This window comes from uncultured Winogradskyella sp. (assembly GCF_947496485.1).
GTDB lineage: Bacteria > Bacteroidota > Bacteroidia > Flavobacteriales > Flavobacteriaceae > Winogradskyella.
Genome location: NZ_CANMCZ010000009.1, coordinates 38221 through 56508, shown reverse-complemented (window position 1 = coordinate 56508; position 18288 = coordinate 38221). Strand labels below are relative to the sequence as shown.

The 18288-nt window shown below is 33.1% G+C and carries 18 protein-coding genes; 11 read left to right on the top strand and 7 right to left on the bottom strand.

Translation table 11 applies throughout. From position 1 onward, the window contains the following. The 7 genes from Q0822_RS18055 to Q0822_RS18025 form a co-directional block, all read right to left on the bottom strand. On the bottom strand, positions 1 to 635 hold a 635-nt coding region (locus Q0822_RS18055), incomplete at its 3' end, for a hypothetical protein (RefSeq protein ID WP_299126369.1). A gap of 249 nt (positions 636 to 884) precedes the next feature. Continuing rightward, complete coding sequence (locus tag Q0822_RS18050; RefSeq protein ID WP_299126368.1) at positions 885 to 2291, bottom strand: MATE family efflux transporter; 1407 nt, start codon at positions 2289 to 2291, stop codon at positions 885 to 887. Between the two features lie 259 nt (positions 2292 to 2550). Next, positions 2551 to 2739, bottom strand: a complete 189-nt coding sequence (locus Q0822_RS18045) for a hypothetical protein (RefSeq protein WP_299126367.1) — start codon at positions 2737 to 2739, stop codon at positions 2551 to 2553. 69 nt (positions 2740 to 2808) lie between these two features. Continuing rightward, the gene (gene ccsA / locus Q0822_RS18040) at positions 2809 to 6012 is read right to left on the bottom strand and encodes a cytochrome c biogenesis protein CcsA (RefSeq protein ID WP_299126366.1); all 3204 of its coding nucleotides are present in this window, start codon (positions 6010 to 6012) and stop codon (positions 2809 to 2811) included. A 104-nt stretch (positions 6013 to 6116) separates the two neighbouring features. Next, positions 6117 to 6566 carry a large conductance mechanosensitive channel protein MscL gene (gene mscL, locus Q0822_RS18035; protein WP_299126365.1) on the bottom strand — a complete coding sequence of 150 codons (450 nt, stop codon included), beginning with the start codon at positions 6564 to 6566 and terminating at the stop codon, positions 6117 to 6119. Between the two features lie 37 nt (positions 6567 to 6603). Then, complete coding sequence (locus tag Q0822_RS18030) at positions 6604 to 7233, bottom strand: DUF2306 domain-containing protein (RefSeq protein ID WP_299126364.1); 630 nt, start codon at positions 7231 to 7233, stop codon at positions 6604 to 6606. 6 nt (positions 7234 to 7239) lie between these two features. Then, positions 7240 to 7632, bottom strand: a complete 393-nt coding sequence (locus Q0822_RS18025) for a group III truncated hemoglobin (RefSeq protein WP_299126363.1) — start codon at positions 7630 to 7632, stop codon at positions 7240 to 7242. Positions 7633 to 7701: 69 nt separating this feature from the next. Here Q0822_RS18025 and Q0822_RS18020 point away from each other — a divergent pair, with 69 nt between their 5' ends. From Q0822_RS18020 to Q0822_RS17970, 11 genes are all read left to right on the top strand, one after another. Further along, complete coding sequence (locus Q0822_RS18020; protein ID WP_299126362.1) at positions 7702 to 8463, top strand: DUF2520 domain-containing protein; 762 nt, start codon at positions 7702 to 7704, stop codon at positions 8461 to 8463. Further along, entirely contained in the window at positions 8450 to 8983 is a 534-nt protein-coding gene (locus Q0822_RS18015) for an HAD-IIIA family hydrolase (RefSeq protein ID WP_299126361.1), read from the top strand. Before Q0822_RS18020 ends, Q0822_RS18015 begins: the two co-directional genes overlap by 14 nt. A 5-nt stretch (positions 8984 to 8988) precedes the next feature. Next, positions 8989 to 9303 carry a hypothetical protein gene (locus Q0822_RS18010; RefSeq protein ID WP_299126360.1) on the top strand — a complete coding sequence of 105 codons (315 nt, stop codon included), beginning with the start codon at positions 8989 to 8991 and terminating at the stop codon, positions 9301 to 9303. A gap of 8 nt (positions 9304 to 9311) precedes the next feature. After that, a complete protein-coding gene (locus Q0822_RS18005; RefSeq protein ID WP_299126359.1) occupies positions 9312 to 10238 on the top strand; it encodes a geranylgeranylglycerol-phosphate geranylgeranyltransferase in 927 nt (308 codons plus the stop codon). Between the two features lies 1 nt (position 10239). Then, positions 10240 to 10833 carry a Maf-like protein gene (locus Q0822_RS18000; protein ID WP_299126358.1) on the top strand — a complete coding sequence of 198 codons (594 nt, stop codon included), beginning with the start codon at positions 10240 to 10242 and terminating at the stop codon, positions 10831 to 10833. Between the two features lie 75 nt (positions 10834 to 10908). Then, complete coding sequence (locus tag Q0822_RS17995; protein WP_299126357.1) at positions 10909 to 11835, top strand: septum formation inhibitor Maf; 927 nt, start codon at positions 10909 to 10911, stop codon at positions 11833 to 11835. Between the two features lie 47 nt (positions 11836 to 11882). Next, on the top strand, positions 11883 to 12416 hold the full coding sequence (locus tag Q0822_RS17990; RefSeq protein ID WP_299126356.1) for a mechanosensitive ion channel domain-containing protein: 534 nt from the start codon (positions 11883 to 11885) through the stop codon (positions 12414 to 12416). A 3-nt stretch (positions 12417 to 12419) separates the two neighbouring features. After that, on the top strand, positions 12420 to 13499 hold the full coding sequence (gene corA, locus Q0822_RS17985; protein WP_299126355.1) for a magnesium/cobalt transporter CorA: 1080 nt from the start codon (positions 12420 to 12422) through the stop codon (positions 13497 to 13499). Next, complete coding sequence (locus Q0822_RS17980) at positions 13490 to 14821, top strand: DUF2235 domain-containing protein (protein ID WP_299126354.1); 1332 nt, start codon at positions 13490 to 13492, stop codon at positions 14819 to 14821. The genes corA and Q0822_RS17980 overlap by 10 nt, the downstream gene beginning before the upstream one ends. Positions 14822 to 15007: 186 nt before the next feature. Next, positions 15008 to 15679: a hypothetical protein gene (locus tag Q0822_RS17975; RefSeq protein ID WP_299126353.1), complete on the top strand. Its 672-nt coding sequence runs from the start codon at positions 15008 to 15010 to the stop codon at positions 15677 to 15679. An 87-nt stretch (positions 15680 to 15766) separates the two neighbouring features. Continuing rightward, complete coding sequence (locus Q0822_RS17970; protein ID WP_299126351.1) at positions 15767 to 18286, top strand: PIG-L family deacetylase; 2520 nt, start codon at positions 15767 to 15769, stop codon at positions 18284 to 18286. Positions 18287 to 18288 lie beyond the last annotated feature (2 nt).

Here is an 18288-nt window from a genome sequence, read left to right as displayed (position 1 = left end):
AATTCTGTATATGTTCCACAGGATTCTAAGACTTGTGGGTTTGCACCTGTTAAAGTAATTACTGGTGCTGTGGTATCAACCACTGAAAATGTAGCTTTATAATTTAAAGTTCCGTTATGAGCAAAATGTGTTCCAGATCCTCCCCCTCCTGAAGTAAACACATAATCTGCAGTTGTGTACACTTCAATATAATAAGTACCCAAAGGTAATCCGCTGATGACATTAATATTAGCAGAGGCTTCTTCCCAAGTTTGATTTGTTTCACCTGGACTACATTGTCCACTAGCAGGATCATTACTTAAAAAAGGCAGAGAAACACTTCCTGTAAAAGCAGGAGGTGTATCTGTTGTTAAATAGATACGATAATTTAGAAATCCGTTTAGGATATTATCTGTATCACATTTGTAGATTTTATTTTGAGCACCATTTAAAACTAAAGAGCCATCACATTCAAAATTACCCAAATTAGCACTATCAAAATCTATATTTCCTGTTGTTGCTTGAAGGTCATAATAGACATTACCTGATCCAGAATCTAATATGGCATAGCTCTCAAAAATCCCTGATTGAGCAGAAGTTTTTTGCACACTGAATAATGTGGCAAATATTATTAAATAAGCATAAAGATATTTCATATTTACAGCAATTATACCTAACCTTTAAACACAAAAAATGTGCTTGACAAAACATAGGTTCATCAAAACTCAGGTAATTAAGATATTTTGCTATTAATCAATAAACTTTAAGGGGTAATCTAATTTACATATACTTTTAACAATTTATACATATCATCGGCAAACGGCATATAAATTCTTTAAGCGTTGATTATCAGAAATTAGCTTTAAAAAATACGATTTCAATTGTATCATGAAAAGTCTAATAAATTATACCTTAACAGATTTCCAATACCCCTTTTTAAACCATATAATTCCAATGACCGTAATTAACACCTCAGCAAGTGTTATGGCAAGAAATACTCCTATTGGTCCAAAATTAAAAGTCAATGCCAACAGGTAAGCAAATGGCAGCTGAAATAACCAGAAGCAAATAAAGTTAATATACGTTGGTGTTTTGGTATCACCTGCACCATTAAAAGCATTGATAATCACCATTCCGTAACCGTAGAAAATGTAACCTGCAGCTATTATTCTTAGGCATAAAGCTCCATTTTTAATGACTTCAGATTCAGATGTAAACCATGAAATAATTTGTGTCGCAAATATCAAATACAATATAGATACAATTCCCATAAAAACTGCACTATATTTTCCTGTCTTCCAGACAGAATCTTCAGCCCTTTGAGGTTCTTGTGCCCCTAGATTTTGACCAACTAATGTAGCAGCAGCGTTACTCATTCCCCAAGCTGGCATCATGGTAAACATAATAACGCGAATGGCGATGGTATATCCAGCCAATACTTCACTTCCAAATTCACTCATAATTCGCATTAAAAATACCCAAGATGAAGTACCGATTAAAAATTGACCTATACCTCCAAGAGAAACTTTGATTAAATTAATCATTACTGCAACTCGGAGTACTAAGTCCTTAAAAGCAATTTTAATTTTGCTCCATCCATAGAAAAGAATTGCTAATTGAAAAACTACTGCTATGCCTCTTCCAATTGTAGTGGCAATTGCAGCACCTTTTACACCATAAGCAGGAATTGGTCCAAATCCAAAAATAAACATTGGGTCTAAAACAATATTTAGACCATTAGATAATACTAAAGCCCACATGGCAATAGATGCATCACCAGCTCCTCTATAAATAGCATTAATTAAGAACAACAGCATTATGGTAACATTTCCACCAAGTAGAACTTGCGTATATCCATAGCCCTCAGCAATTAAATCAGACTCACCTCCCATTAGTTGTAATATCTCTTTGGGATATAAAATACCTATGACACTTATCATAGCTGCTATAAATATACCAAGCCCAATGACCTGAACCGCAGCTTGCGAAGCTCCCTCTCTATCTTTTTCACCTATTCGTCTTGCGACTATAGCTGTCGCTGCCATACTTAAACCAATAGCTACAGCGTAGACTAATGTTATTACAGATTCTGTGAGACCGATTGTAGCAACAGCATTTACACTCACTCTAGAAACATAGAAAATATCTACTATGGCAAAAACAGATTCCATGAGCATTTCTAAAATCATCGGAATTGAGAGCATAAAAACAGCTCGACGTATACTTCCAGATGTAAAGTCTTGCTCCTTACCAGAGACTGCGATTTTAAAATATCTAAGAAATTGTTTTATTGAAATTTTGTTGGATTGCATAATCTCGAAAATTAAAAGATATGACTTAGCTAAGCAATTGAATTACTTAACATTTTACATCACTATGTATAGCGACAATTTTTTCCGAAGTAGGTATATTATACAATCATAATACCACAAATATGCGCATTATTTTGTAAGAAGTCAAGATATATGAATCAATCATTCGTTTTTACCAGCACGATTGTAGGCTCGAATCATAAGTATAGCCCAAAGTGTAACTAAACTTATGACTATTATAGAAAACCAAAGTACTATATCATTTGCTTCCATGATCTACAAGTTTTAAGTAAATCATAACACCAAGTAATGTCGGAGCCCATAGGCCAACAAATATTCCATGCTCTTGATTTCCGGTTAGAAATAAGTACTCTGCGACAATAATTATAGCTGCACACAATATCAACATCAATAAGTTTGCAGTTCCTAATTTTTTGAAGTAATTCATTTTGAGGATTGGTTTAAAGCCTCAAGTTAATAAAAATACTTTTTGGTATTATTCTAAATTAGCAAAAACTTATTTTTTGTAATATACTTTATACTTTCTGTAAGCAAAGAATCCTAAAAGAGCGACTACAACCAAAGTACCTGCTATGAATTGAAAGCTTAATATTTGGTCTCCACTAGCATAAGCATGTAAGCCTGATAAATAGAAATTCACACCAAAATAAGTCATTAATATACTCCCAAAAGCGATGATAGACAGAAAATTGTACAACCAACGTCCTCGAAGTCCTGGTATTAATCGCATGTGAATAACAAAGGCATAAATCATAATACTAATTAATGCCCAAGTTTCTTTTGGGTCCCAACCCCAATATCTTCCCCAACTTTCGTTTGCCCACATACCACCAAGAAAATTACCAATGGTTAGCATTACTAAACCAACAGTCAATGCCATTTCATTAATAATAGTTAATTCCTTAATGTTAATAAGCATTCGTTCTCTATTTTCCTTGTTGGTCAGAATCATTAATAATAAGGCTACAACACCAAGTATCATTCCTATAGCAAAAGGTCCATAACTTGCTACAATTACTGAAACATGAATCATTAACCAATAGCCCTGGAGCACGGGCTGAAGATTTCCTATCGCAGGATCCATCCAATTCCAATGCGCAACCATCAGAATCATTGAACAAACAAACGCAGATGCCGCAATTGTTAAATTACTTTTTCTACCAAATAATAATCCAAATAACATCACAGACCATGCGACGTAAATCATAGATTCGTAGGCATCACTCCATGGTGCATGACCTGATAGGTACCAACGCCAAATTAAACCAGCAACATGCATCACAAATAAAAGCACAATAATCCCGATAAAAATATTTATTGCAGTCTTAAGTCCTTTACTTCTATATTTAAAAATCTGGACAATAATTAAAACAAATAAGATTGTTGCAACATACATATACCAACTAAACAAACGCTTAAAAATATCATACTCGTTGTATAGAATTTCTGTTTCAATTTTTTCATCAGAAAGCATTACCTCACTTCCAAATTTCTGCTGTGTCTTTTTTATACCAGACAACAATTCTTCTGCTTTTGAAAAGTCTCCTGTTTCTTTCGCATTATTGAGAGTTACCAAATATGCCGTAAAACCATTATTGATAAAATTACTATAAAGCGAATCTTTAATCTTATCTCGATATTTTTCTTCTCTAAATTCTAAGGAAGAAATCCATTTATTGTTTTCATCCTCTGGAACAGGAAAAATCTTAACAGAACGTCCTTCTGTAGCATTATAAAGCAAATTAACACGTGAGTCTGCTTCTTTCACTTCCTTTTGAAAACCAGTAGGCACCTCTGCTCTGTAAGCTTCCTCTAAGTATGGTGCAAGCTTATATGTACCATTTGGTGTAAAATAATCTACAAGCCTACTATATTCCTCACCATACTCTACTCCAATAATAGTTCTTATTGAATCTGCCTTTCTTTTCCTTAAGTAGATAATTGGTACGTTATACCAAAGCAACGGACTTTCTTGGATTGACAGAAAAACCTGTGCTGCATTAAACTCTTCATAAACATCACTTTTACTCAATTTACGAAGCATTTCAGATGCATACGTATGCATAGGCTTCATACGTCCATCATAATCTTGAATGACCATTTCTGAAAACTTGGCAGCGTGCTCTTTAGGAGTTATATGTACTCTCAGAATAGAATCAATTTGTGCTTTAGTTGGTCTGCTTAATTCATTTGCATGATCGTGTCCATCGTTTACTGAATGTTGTTGTGAAAATCCTGAAAAACTCACTAAAAGCAAAATCATGGTCATTAATTTTGCTTTCTTCTTTTTTAGTTTATTAAGTCGACTACGTATATCATCAAAACGTGTATGTTTAGCAAACAGAATAGCCATTAAACCAAAATATAAAAGCATATAACCAGCGTAGGTGATGTAAGTTCCCCAGCGGTCGTGGTTTACCGAAAGAATAGTTCCCTTTTCATCCGGATGGTAACTCGCTTGGAAAAAACGGTAACCTTTATGATCTAGGACATGGTTCATGTAAATACGATAATCAAAATCGCCTGTCTCTTTATCTAAAATAGTCACCTTACTTTCAAAAGAAGAAAATGAGTTTTCTGTTCCTGGATATTTTTCACCAATAAAATCATTGAGTTTTACAGCAAATGGTAATTTTTCTAATCTTGAACCATACTGCAAGGCTACATCTATACCACCAACATTTATTTCTTCCATTCTGTTGTGCGTACCTGGACCACCAATGATATTCATACTTTTGGTTTCGCCATTTACAGTAATGTCTAAGACAATTCCATCTTCATTAGTTTTTAAAATTTTTGGTTTTTTCACAACATCAAACACACCTTTGACCACAGGCTTAGGAAATACTAATACCATATTTCCAATTTTATATTGCGAACGTAAAGCTAAAGGTTGTAAGCTATCTTTTACTACTTTACCTGTGGCTCTGGTTGCCATCGTCATGTATTCTCCTTCGTAAGGCGAATTTATAAATAGTCCTTCATTGGTATCCGTAATATTTATAGCCCCTTTTTGATACTTGTTTAGAGAAATAAGAACATTATGTAAGTTAGAAACCTGTCCTTCTCTTAGAAAGTGGTTATGTGAAGTTCCACTACCAGCTTCAACTAGCTTTAAATAACGTTCTCCATTTTCATTAGGTACAATATCCTTCTCTGCTCCTTTAATGAATTTTTTTAGCCTAATATTGACAATTGAGTTACCATACTTATAGGTTTCGTCAAAATCATTATTTAAACGAGGTGAAAAATCAACCTCCTCCATAATATTAAATTGCTGTAGTTGTCCACCAATTTCATAGTCTCCAAGAATTCGACCACTAATATAGGTTTTGAGAGATCTAAACTCACTTGCGGTTTCACCTTCTGGAATAGACATCTTGCCTTCATAGCCAATATATCTTGTAATACTAGCACCAACAATTATTAATATCCACGCTAAATGGAGAATAAGTGTCGCCCATTTTTCTTTTCGCCACAGACGGTATCTTCCAATGTTTCCAATAAAATTGATAACAAACATAACCATGATAGTTTCAAACCACCAGGCATTATAAATTAGTGTCCGCGTATATGGAGTTGGTGAAGTATCCATGTTTCTGTCTAGGAGAGTTCCTGTTGCCATGGCAACGGCAAAAACAATAAATAAAACGGCAGTAAGTCTGGTGGAAAATAGGAAATTAGCGATTTTCTTTTGCATAGCTATAGGCTTATTTTAAGCTCGTGCAAAGATAAGGCTTTTTGGTGATTTAGATAAGCATTCATTATCTCCAAAAGATGTTAAAATTATATCAAATAATAAGCTTACTTCGATATGTTAGTTTTAAGCAATTTGTTTTGCTCTTCCATTAAATCTTTAAGATCAGATAAGAGCTCTATATCTTTGGGCGTTACAACGGTTTTATCTTTTGAATCTTGTGCTTTGTTTCGTAATCTATTCATAGCTTTTACAACAATAAAAACAGTGAAACCGATAATCATAAAGTCTAAAAAAACTTCGAATAGCTTACCATAAGCTATAGCAACTTCTGTGGTAGTCACTGTTCCGGAAGTATCTGTGATAGCATCTCTTAAGACAAACTTTTTGTTTTCGAAATTAACTCCATCAGATAATAAGGACAATGGTGGTAAAATAACTTGTTTTGCTAATACATCAATCACCTTATTAAATGCAGCGCCAATAATAATACCAATGGCCATATCCATCATATTACCTTTTACCGCAAATTCTTTAAATTCATTAAGTAGTTTCATTCGTCTTTACAATTTTAGATTCAATAAAGACGCAAAGTTAAAAAGATAGGTTCTTCTTCTTCAAATTCTTAACAATAAAATATGCTACACAAATATTTGGTACCCAACATAACCATGCAACAATTCTATATGCTGGTACAAACGCTCCAAATATGGCACTTAAAACAGGTAACCAAATTCGTAATGTCACAGCCGAGAAACATGCCGCATAACTAAATATCATAAAGTATTGGTGTTTGCTAACCTCACCTCTTTTTATGACCTGATAGCCTTTAAAAGTAGTGTATAACCAAATAACTGCCAACGCCATAAAACCGATTTTACTTATTATACCACCAGTGGCATAAAACGCAATATAAAATCCACAAGTACCACTAATTAATGCGGAAACCATATAAATCTTACCGATTAATTTATGTAGTCGCAGCTTGTTTAACCTTAGTGTTTTATTAAATTGCAACCAACCTATAAGCAAAGCCAATCCTCCAAAAATAATGTGTCCATAAAAGCCAACGTTCCAAATAATATTAGAGAGTAATTCAGTTGATTTTGAGCCTAATAATCCAAAATGACGATCAATTACAAAATAAACTATTGGATACAAACCAACGGCAATACAGAGAAGTCCAAAAAAGTAATAACCAACTTTTTTTAAAATAGATGTCATAATTATTTAGTTGTTGTTTCTCGCTTCAAAAATTTTAAGATATAAAAACGTCCCCATTTTACGAGCTCTTCGCTTGGCGTTTTCGGCATAGTCACCTTCAAATAATTCGTCTATAGTTTGAAACCATAAGTTTAACCATAAGCCAAAGTGCAATTCTGTTATACTATTATTGTGCGCTGCATCAACTTTTACATGAGCTTCTAAAGGATTGCCGTGATATTTTGTTTTTAGAAATAGACTCGATTCCCAAAAGGTGGTTAGATGTTGAAGGTGTGCTTCCCAATCTTTAATAGTTTCGTTGAAAAAAGGGCCAAGCACTTCATCTCTTCTTACTTTTTCATAGAATTTAGAGACCAAAAGATAGATGTCTTCTCTATTACTGATGTCTTTTTTCTTCATATATCCAAAGTTATTGCTTTAATCCAAAACTTCTTATTTTAAAATAAGAAATCTTAGTATTTTTACAGCATGATATCTGTAGTCCTTCTTGGAGCTGGTAATGTTGCCACACATTTATATAGAGCATTTTCTAAATCAGAAACTATTGTTATAAACCAATGGTATAATAGAACGCTTACTTCTATTTCATCTTATGCCAATAACGTTAGTATAACCAATGATTTAAGTCAACTCAAAGAAGCGGATATTTATATTTTGGCTGTTAGCGATGATAGCATCGAAAAATTATCTCAAGATTTACCATTTACAAATCGGTTGGTTGCTCATACGTCGGGCAGTGTTTCCATGCACGATTTAGATAAAAAAAATCAGATTGCTGTATTTTATCCTCTGCAAACATTTTCTAAAGATGCCGATATTGATTTTACTGATATTCCTATTTGTATAGAAGTATACGAAAAACAAAACCTTCAACTTTTAAAAGATTTAGCGAAAGCCGTTGGTTGTGAATCTCATAAAATAACAACTGAACAAAGACGAACACTGCATTTAGCTGCTGTTTTTGTAAATAACTTTACCAATCAATTATATAGAATTGGTCATGAGATTTGTGAGTCTAAAAGCATAAATTTTAATCTTTTAAAACCATTAATTACAGAAACAGCAAAAAAGGTTCAAACTATAACGCCTTATATGGCGCAAACAGGACCAGCAAAACGAAACGATAAAAAAACAATCAAAAAGCAATTAAAGTTGATTGAAAATGAAGAACACGAAGCAATTTATAAATTGTTAACGTCTTCAATAAAAAAGACACATGGACAACGATAAAAGTTACAAAGAATATTTAGCCAATATCACCACATTTATTTTCGATGTAGATGGTGTGCTTACAGATGGTACAATTACAGTAACTACTGATGGAGAAATGCTGAGAACCATGAACATTAAAGATGGTTTTGCTCTAAAAACTGCTGTAGATGCTGGGTTTAATGTCTGTATTATTTCTGGTGGCTCTAATGAAGGTGTTCGCAAACGCTTAGCTGGTCTTGGAATTAAAGACATCTTTTTAGGAGCTCATAATAAAATCGATCAACTGAATACTTACTTAAATAAACACAATATCACAAAACCTAATGTGTTATATATGGGAGATGATATTCCCGATTTTCCTGCCATGAAATTAGCTGGCTTACCATGTTGTCCACAAGATGCTGTAGCAGAAATAAAAGCAATTTCAAAATATGTTTCTCATAAAAATGGCGGAAAAGGAGCTGTAAGAGACGTTATTGAGCAAGTGCTGAAGGTACAAGGTAAATGGAATGGTAATTTTGACGCTAAATACGATTAAGTAAAATGGCTCGCAAAACTAGAAGACATAGCACAGGGTTTGGGTATATTGGTTTTGGTAATAACCAGGCAACTTTTAATCAGAAATCATCAACACCTTTTTCTAGATACAAAGAAAAGCTAGATCTTGAAGCACATCTGCATTACAAAATGCATTTTCTACACAAAGACCTAACCAAAGAAGATAAACAAAAAATAAAAGACAAAATAAGAAGACAAGAGCGACAGCTTTTAAAAAAAACAACAATTATTAGTAGTATTGTTTTTGTTATTATTGCACTTGTTGTTTACTACTTAATTAATCAAATCCTATCACACTAATCCCTAAAATGATTCACTTTTTAAATTTAATCCGTTGGAAAAATTTGTTAATGATTGCTCTGATGCAATATTTAGTACGATATGCACTTTTAGTACCTTTTCAAGAAAGCCACGGTGTACAAATCACTTTAAGCGACTTCAACTTTTTCCTTTTGGTCATAGCCACACTTTGCATTGCTGCAGGTGGTTATGCTATCAATGATGTTTATGATATAGAAACTGACAAAATCAACAAGCCAAATAAACGTATTGTAGACAAACACATCACAGAAAAAAATGCGACCACCGTATTTATGGTACTGAATATAATCGGTGTTGGTTTGGGATTTTATTTATCATATCAAATTGGAAGACCAGGATTTTTCGCTATCTTTTTTATTGCTTCAGCACTACTCTACATTTATTCTTCTTCCCTAAAACAAATGGCAGTTGTTGGTAATATTATAGTTTCAATTGTAGTGGCTTTAAGTGTTTTGCTTGTTGGTATTTTTGAATTGATACCTGCAATGAACATGAACAATAAAGCAGTACAGACTACTTTTCTAAATATAATTAGAGATTATGCCATTTTTTCATTTATGATTAATCTCATTAGAGAAATGGTAAAAGATATTGAAGATATTGATGGAGACCATAAAGCAGAAATACAAACACTTCCAATTCTATTGGGTAGGGAACGCGCAAATAAAATAGTATTTGCACTGTCTTTAATTCCTGTTTTTTCGATTATTTACTATGTAATCACCTATTTATTTAAGCAACAATTGGTTGTTGGGTATTTTTTGGTTTTGGTAATTGCACCATTAATTTACATTAGTATAAAGTTGTTTGCGGCAGAACAAAAATCTCAGTACAAACATATCAGCTTAATGCTGAAACTCGTAATGCTAACTGGTATGTTATCTTTATTACTTTATAATTTCATTTTAAAGTAATATGCTAAACGATAAACTCAACAGTTTCAATATCATTTTAGCTTCAGCTTCACCTCGTCGTCATACGTTTTTAAACGTAATGGATATTGATTTTGAAATTCAACTTCAACCTGTTGAAGAAATATATCCAGAGCATTTAACAGGAAGTGAGATTACAGATTTTCTGGCAAAACTAAAAGCTGAACCCTTCACAAATTCTCTACAGAATAACGATATTCTTATAACTAGTGACACCATAGTTTGGCATAACGAAAAAGCCATCGGTAAACCAAAAAATGAAGATGATGCTTTCCGTATGATCAAAAGCCTATCTAATACAACACATCAGGTAGTGACTTCAATATGTCTCTCTTATAACAGCAAACAAAAAATTGTCAATACAACTACCGAAGTAACGTTTAAAGCATTAACAGATGACGAAATCTGGTATTATGTTAACAACTATAAACCACTAGATAAAGCTGGTGCATATGGCATCCAGGAATGGATAGGTGCTATTGGTATTACAAATATTGAAGGCTCCTACAATAACGTTGTCGGCTTACCTACTCACCTACTTTACGAAACGTTAAATACCATTGCTGAAACTGCATAGAATTGTAGTTTTGTTTATTCTGAACTTCCTTTTGCGTAGCTAGTTCCAATATTTCAGAATATTAAAATTTAATTTATGAAGTCAACACAATTTCTCACATTAGTAATATTAGTTTTAGTCTTAAATTCCTGTAAAGACAATAAAATAAGAACCTTAAAAACTCTAGCTATATCAGAACCAGAAACTGAAGTTTTAGCACCAAAAACTATATTATCAAAAGAATTTAATGATTATTGGTATAATGGAGAAGCCGAAATCACTTCATACAAATTAGAACAAGCGCGTTATGGTGAAATACGAGATGGTAAGGCGGTTTTAGTTTTTGTGACTGAAGATTTTTTACCAAAAATTCAGGTTAAAGCAGATAATTATAGTAAAAAGAATACACCTATTTTAAAACTAAATGCTACCAAGAATTTTAATACTGGTATCTATCCATATTCGATAATGCAAAGTACGTTTTATCCTGTTTCTAATAATAAACACGCCATAAAAATTTCTGCTTCTATACAAGAATGGTGTGGACATGTTTACACACAACTTAATAATCGAGCTGAATTTGAAATCATGTCACATTCTTATTTTCAGAGTGAAGCAGATCAATCTTTCAAGCTTGAAAAAAACTGGACTGAAAACGAACTTTGGGTAAAACTACGTGTAGATCCAAAAAGTCTTCCTGTTGGATCAATAAAAATTATTCCATCACTAGAATTCCTAAGGCTTAGACACCAACCTGCTAAGGCATTTAATGCCGATGCCTCTCTAAAAAATGATGTATATACCCTATTTTATCCGGAGCTCAACCGAACATTAAAAATTAATTTTAACCCAAATTTTCCTTTTGATATTTTAGGTTGGGAAGAAATTACTCCAAGTGGTTTTGGAGCCTCTACTAAAACACTTACTACTAAAGCAACTAAACTAGAGTCTATTAAATCTGCATATTGGAGTAAAAATAATAATACAGATGAAGGTCTACGAGAAACTTTAAAATTACAATAGACTTAAAAGAATCTAAACTATATTTGTTAAGCATTAATCGACTTAGCATGAGTGAGTTTTATTATTTATATAAAGAAGAAATTATTTATAGTGCTGTTTTATTATTCGTATTAGGAATCATTAGAGCAATCATAGTAGTTTCTGTAAAAAAAATAGGCAAAAAAAGTGGAACTACTGAGGCTAGAGCAAGCCTCATTGGACGTTATGTCACAGTAACTTTAGTTCTAATCGCGCTGCTTATCGAAGCTTTTATTCTTGGTGCACAACCTTCTGATATTACAGTAGTCTTTTCGTCTGTTTTTGCCGTTATCGGAATTGCCCTATTTGCTATTTGGTCAATTCTAAGTAATGTAACTTCTGGTGTTATAATGTTCTTTTCATTTCCATATAAAGTAGGTGATAAAATTAAGATTCATGATAAGGATTATCCCGTAGAAGCCATTATAGAAGATATCAGAGCATTTCAACTTATTTTAAGAGAAGACAGTGGTGATTTAGTTACATATCCCAATAATCTAATTTTACAAAAAGCTGTAACTTTAATGGAGAAAGATGCTTTAGATGATAGTAGTATTCTATAAGTTATGGTAAAAAAAAGAGCAAAAAAGCGTACCGAAGATTATAAGAAACAAATAGGTCAAATCCCTGGTGCTCTAATATACACTGGGAAAAAGTCTGATAAAGATTTTCACGTTGAATGTTTTGACTATACTAAAGACAATATAGAGGAATCGGTTATCTTAAATATAGAAGACACTGCTAACTACAAAGAGACAGACTCAGTAACATGGATTAATGTTGATGGTCTAAAGTATACTGACCAAATAGAAAATATTGGAAAGCAATATAATCTCCATCCATTAGTATTAGAAGATATAGTTAATACCACACAGCGACCAAAAATTGATGAGTATGAAGATTATCTTTTTGTAGTACTAAAAATGCTATACTACGATAATGATGAAAATATAGTTATTGAACAAGTTAGTTTTGTTTTAGGTAAAAATTATGTAATCACATTTCAAGAGTCCGAAGGTGATGTTTTTGGCACAATAAGAGAGCGTCTTCGATTGGCAAATGGCAGAATTAGAGGTCTCAAATCCGACTACTTAATGTATGCACTCATTGACGCTGTTGTAGATAATTACTTTAGCATTATTGAAATCTTAGGCAATAAAATTGAGGATTTAGAAACCGAGTTATTTGAAGGACATGCCAGAGAAAATATTAATGTGGAAGTGCAACAATTAAAACGTGAAATCTTAAAAGTTCGTCGTGCTATTTTCCCGCTTCGTGAGATTATTAATCGTATAGAAAAAGGTGAGCATCCGCTAATTTACAAACGCACAATAACCTATTATAGAGATATTTACGATCACTTAATTCAAGTGTCAGAAAATATAGATATTTATCGTGAAATGATCTGGAGTTTAATGGATATGTACATGACAACTATCAGCAATAAGATGAACGAAGTGATGAAAGTTCTCACCATTATGGCTTCCATTTTTATACCTCTAACCTTTCTCGCTGGCATCTACGGAATGAATTTTGAATACATCCCAGAGTTAAAATATCGCTATGGTTATTTTGTGCTTCTTGGAGTTATGGTTATTATTTTTGTCGGTTTACTATTTTATTTTAAGCGTAAGAAGTGGTTGTAAAAAAACTGAAAATAAAGTTTGGTATAATATGCATATTAGTTTTACTATCCTCATGTAAAGCTATTCCACCAGAAATCAATATTCCAGATCCTTATAAAGAAGCAAAAGATATAGCCATTTTTATAGATGGAACAGCCTTTAAACCTTCAGATAGTAGCAATATATATAAGCTCAATCAAAATCTAAAACAGCGAAAAAATCTATTATCGTTTTATACTGTTGGAGTTGGAGCTGGTCCAGATGCTAAAAGTTTTGGGCAGTTTTTAGGAGTTGGCCTCTCTAAAGACGTACAACATACATATCGTTTTATTTGTCAGAATTACAGTAAAACTCGTAATGACCGAATTCATCTTTTTGGATTTAGTCGTGGAGCATATACCTGTAAGATTTTAACAAATCTTATTTACACAGCAGGACTTTTAGATTTGGATAATATTAAAAATGAAAAACTACAGCGTAAACTCGTAAGGAAGCTATACAAAACGTATCTCAGTAAAAGAACCGCTAAGGAGCGCAAACAAGATATTGATATCATTATTGCTAAATGGGAAAAGAAACTAAATATTAAAATTAAGCGTCGTTTTAATATTCAAATAGAAACCTTAAATCTTTTTGATACTGTTGAAGCGCTCGGTGCACCAGATAATAGCTTTAATCCTTGTTGTCCAAACAAAAACCATTTAGAGCAATTTTGTAATGTCAAAAAAGTGAATCATGCTGTCTCTATCGATGATAATAGAGCACGGATCTTCACGCCTGTACTAGCATCATGTTCGTGCATATCAGATTGTAAGGATAGAACTTTAGACGATTTTGTTAATGAAGTTTGGTTTGCTGGAGCGCACTCCGATGTAGGAGGTGGCTATAAAAATGAAACAGGTGAAATGGATGACGATTTAGCTAAAATTCCATTAAAGTGGATGATGACTAACTTATTAAAATATAATCTATTTAATAATGATCTAATCGTTGATGAAACCAATACTAACGGCAAAATTCACGATGCAGAAATTGATTATGGGCCAGCATTTAAGAGACGTAATCGTCATATCTATAAATACTACAAATATATATCACAATATAACAAAGGAAAATATAAAATTCATCGTTCTGTAGTGCAACGTTTAGAAAATGGCCTAATTCCAATTTTTAAGCATTATGAACGTCAAAAAGAGAGTAGGGATTTAAACGGAAATCATTTACATACCCAAAGTTGCAGCAAAGACTGGTTTGAAGATAAACCCTTTGACAAATGCTTTAAGAAAACGGATAAAGGATTCCTGTTTTTAGAAACTTGCGATAGCATTGAAGTTGTGGATTAAATAACAAGGGCGTTAAAAAAACTTATAAAACTAACCAACCTTCTAAAAATAAGTCAGATTAATTCTCAATAAATTCTTACTCAACAATATCAAAAACTATTGATAAGTGTTTTTAATGAACTTCATTATAAAATTCTATTTTCGATTGTAAATTCTTATACTTGCCAATTGAATCAATATTTCCCTATGACTAGACAAGAACATCTTAAATTCTGCAAAACATGTACTAACAGAGATATGGACTTAAAAGTAGGTCTTGTTTGTAAGCTGACAGGCAGAATTGCCGATTTTGAAGGAGAATGTGAATCCTTTAAATTAGATGAAGTTGCAGTAGCAAAAATGGATGATGATATTGAAATGGAAGGCTCAGAAATAACAGCTCAAATTTCTAATGAAACACTAGAAAAACTAAAATCAGAACAAAGTTTGCCAGCTGCAATTTTTGCTGGGATGTGTATTGGTATTTTGGCTGCTATGGCTTGGGCAGCAATTACAGTTGCTACAAATATGAAAATAGGATTAGTTGCTATTGCTATTGGAGCTGCAGTTGGTTTGGGAATGCGCTTTTTCGGTAAAGGAATCGACCCGGTATATGGAGTTTGCGGAGCAATAATAGCAATCATTAGTTGTGTCCTTGGTGATGCATTAAGTATTATCGGATTCATAGCTAATGAAGCACAATTAAATTATTTTGAAACCTTATTTAGATTCGACTATTCTCAGATTTTTAGCATTATGTCTGAAATAGCAAGTCCTATGGATTTAATTTTTTATGCTATTGCTGCATATGAAGGTTATAAATTTTCTTTCAGACAATTTACTAAGAAAGATTTGTACGAATTAGAAAACGAACAATAGAGCTTAATAAACAGTTAAATAAATCTAAAACCAAAGGCTTTACTTAGTAACTTTCTTATATTTGGAAAGCAACTAACTAATAACCACATGCACCAGATTAGAATCTGCCTTTTGCTTTTTATAAGCACCTTGGTTTCCCTACAAGCACAACAACCCAAAAAATTTAATTCGTCCGAAATTCACGAAGCCATTCAAAAACTAAATGTTTTAGGCTCTGTACTGTATATTGCTGCACATCCAGATGATGAGAATACGCGATTAATCTCTTACATGTCTAATGAAGTTAAAGCGCGTACAGCTTACTTATCATTAACACGTGGAGATGGAGGACAGAATCTAATTGGTCCAGAAATAAGAGAGCTTCTGGGAATTATTAGAACCCAAGAGTTATTAGCAGCAAGACGCATTGATGGTGGTGAACAACGATTTACTAGAGCCAATGATTTTGGGTATTCAAAGCATCCAGACGAAACCTTAGAAATCTGGAATAAAGACGAAGTCCTTTCTGATGTTGTTTGGGCTATCCGAGAATTTAAACCAGACATTATTATTAACCGTTTCGACCACAGAAGAGCTGGTCGCACACATGGTCACCATACAAGTTCAGCAATGCTGAGCATGGAAGCTTTTGATATCGCAAATGATGCTTCAAAATATCCTTCGCAATTAGAGCTAACTGAGACTTGGCAACCAAAACGTTTATTCTACAATACCTCATGGTGGCGCTATGGAAGTAGAGAAGAATTTGATAAATTAGACAAGAGTAATATGCTCAGTTTTGATATTGGAGTCTACTATCCAAATAAGGGCATGTCTAACAATGAAATTGCATCATTAGCTAGTAGTCAGCATTTATCTCAAGGATTTGGTCGTCAATCTACTCGCGGCAATCAACAAGAATATATTGAATTTTTAAAAGGTGAACCTTTAGATGAGAGTAACGACGTATTCGCAGGAATTGACACCTCTTGGAATCGCATTGAAGGTGGAGAAGGTATTGGAAATATTCTTAATACAATTGAAAGCAATTTTAATTTTGTTAATCCTGTTTCACATTTACCAAAACTTTTAGAGGCCTATAGATTGCTTCAAAATATAAAAGATAAACATTGGAAAGTTATAAAAACCAAAGAATTAAAAGTCATCATCGAAGCTTGTGCTGGTTTATATTTAGAAGTTTCAGCAAGTAGCCCTAATGCTTCTCCAAATTCGGATGTGTCACTTCAAATGGAAGTTTTAAATCGTAGTAATGCCAAAATGAGTTTGGTATCTTATAACTTATCTACACTTCAAAATGGTATTTCAAAGCTAATGGAATTGCCAGAAAATCAACGTTTGAATTTTGAGGAAGGCATTTCTATTCCAAATAATATGGCATACACGGCTCCATATTGGCTAAATACCAAAAGCACACTTGGCATGTACCATGTTGAAGAAAAAGAGCTTATAGGTTTACCTGAAACACCAAGAGCTGTTTTTGTAGATTTTAATTTAATGATTGAAGACACACCAATAACTATCACTAAGCCTGTTATCTATCGCTATTCTAAACCAGATAAAGGTGAATTATACAGACCGTTTGAAATTATTCCTGAAGTTTCAGCAAGTATAAGTGATAAGGTTTTCATATTTGAAAACAATCACCAAAAAGAAATTGAGATTACAGTAAAAGCTGGGCGTGATGATATTGACGGCTTTGTTCAAATGGCTTATCCTAACGATTGGAAGGTCTTTCCTCAAAAACAAAAAATTGAAATTGCCAACAAAGGAGACATTCAAAAAGTAGTTTTTACTGTGATTCCACCAATAGGTAAAAGTGAAGGTCTCATTACTCCAATGGTAAATGTAAATGGAGAGTTTTACACGGATGAGTTGATTGAAATTGATTATACACACATTCCGTTTCAAACGGTTTTAATGCCAAGTGTAAGCAAAGTGGTACGGTTAGATATTGAAAAGCGTGGAAATAATATAGGTTATGTTGAAGGAGCTGGAGATGTGGTTCCTGAAAGTTTGCGTCAAATAGGTTATAACGTCACCATCATTAAACCCGAACAAATTTCACCTGAAAATTTATCAAATTTCGATGCCATAGTCGTTGGGATTAGAGCATATAATATTGTTGATGAATTAAAATTCAAACAAAAATTCTTATTAGATTATGTCAAAGAAGGTGGGAATTTAGTGATTCAATATAATACAAGTAGACGCTTAAAAGTGGATAATTTAGCACCTTACGATTTGCAATTATCTCGAGATAGAGTCACAGATGAAAACGCTTTAGTCAGGATTTTAGAACCAAATCATCCAATTCTTAATTTCCCGAATAAAATCACCATCCAAGATTTTGAAGGTTGGGTACAAGAACGTGGTTTGTACTTTCCAAATCAATGGTCAGATGAGTTTACACCACTACTCGCTTCTAACGACAAAGGAGAAAGTTCAAAAGAAGGTGCCTTGCTAGTTGCAAAATACGGGAAAGGCAACTATATTTACACAGGCCTCAGTTTTTTTAGAGAATTTCCGGCAGGAGTTTCTGGTGCTTACAGACTCTTTGCTAACTTGCTTTCGGCAGGCAAAGAAGATAAAATACCACTAAAAAATTGATG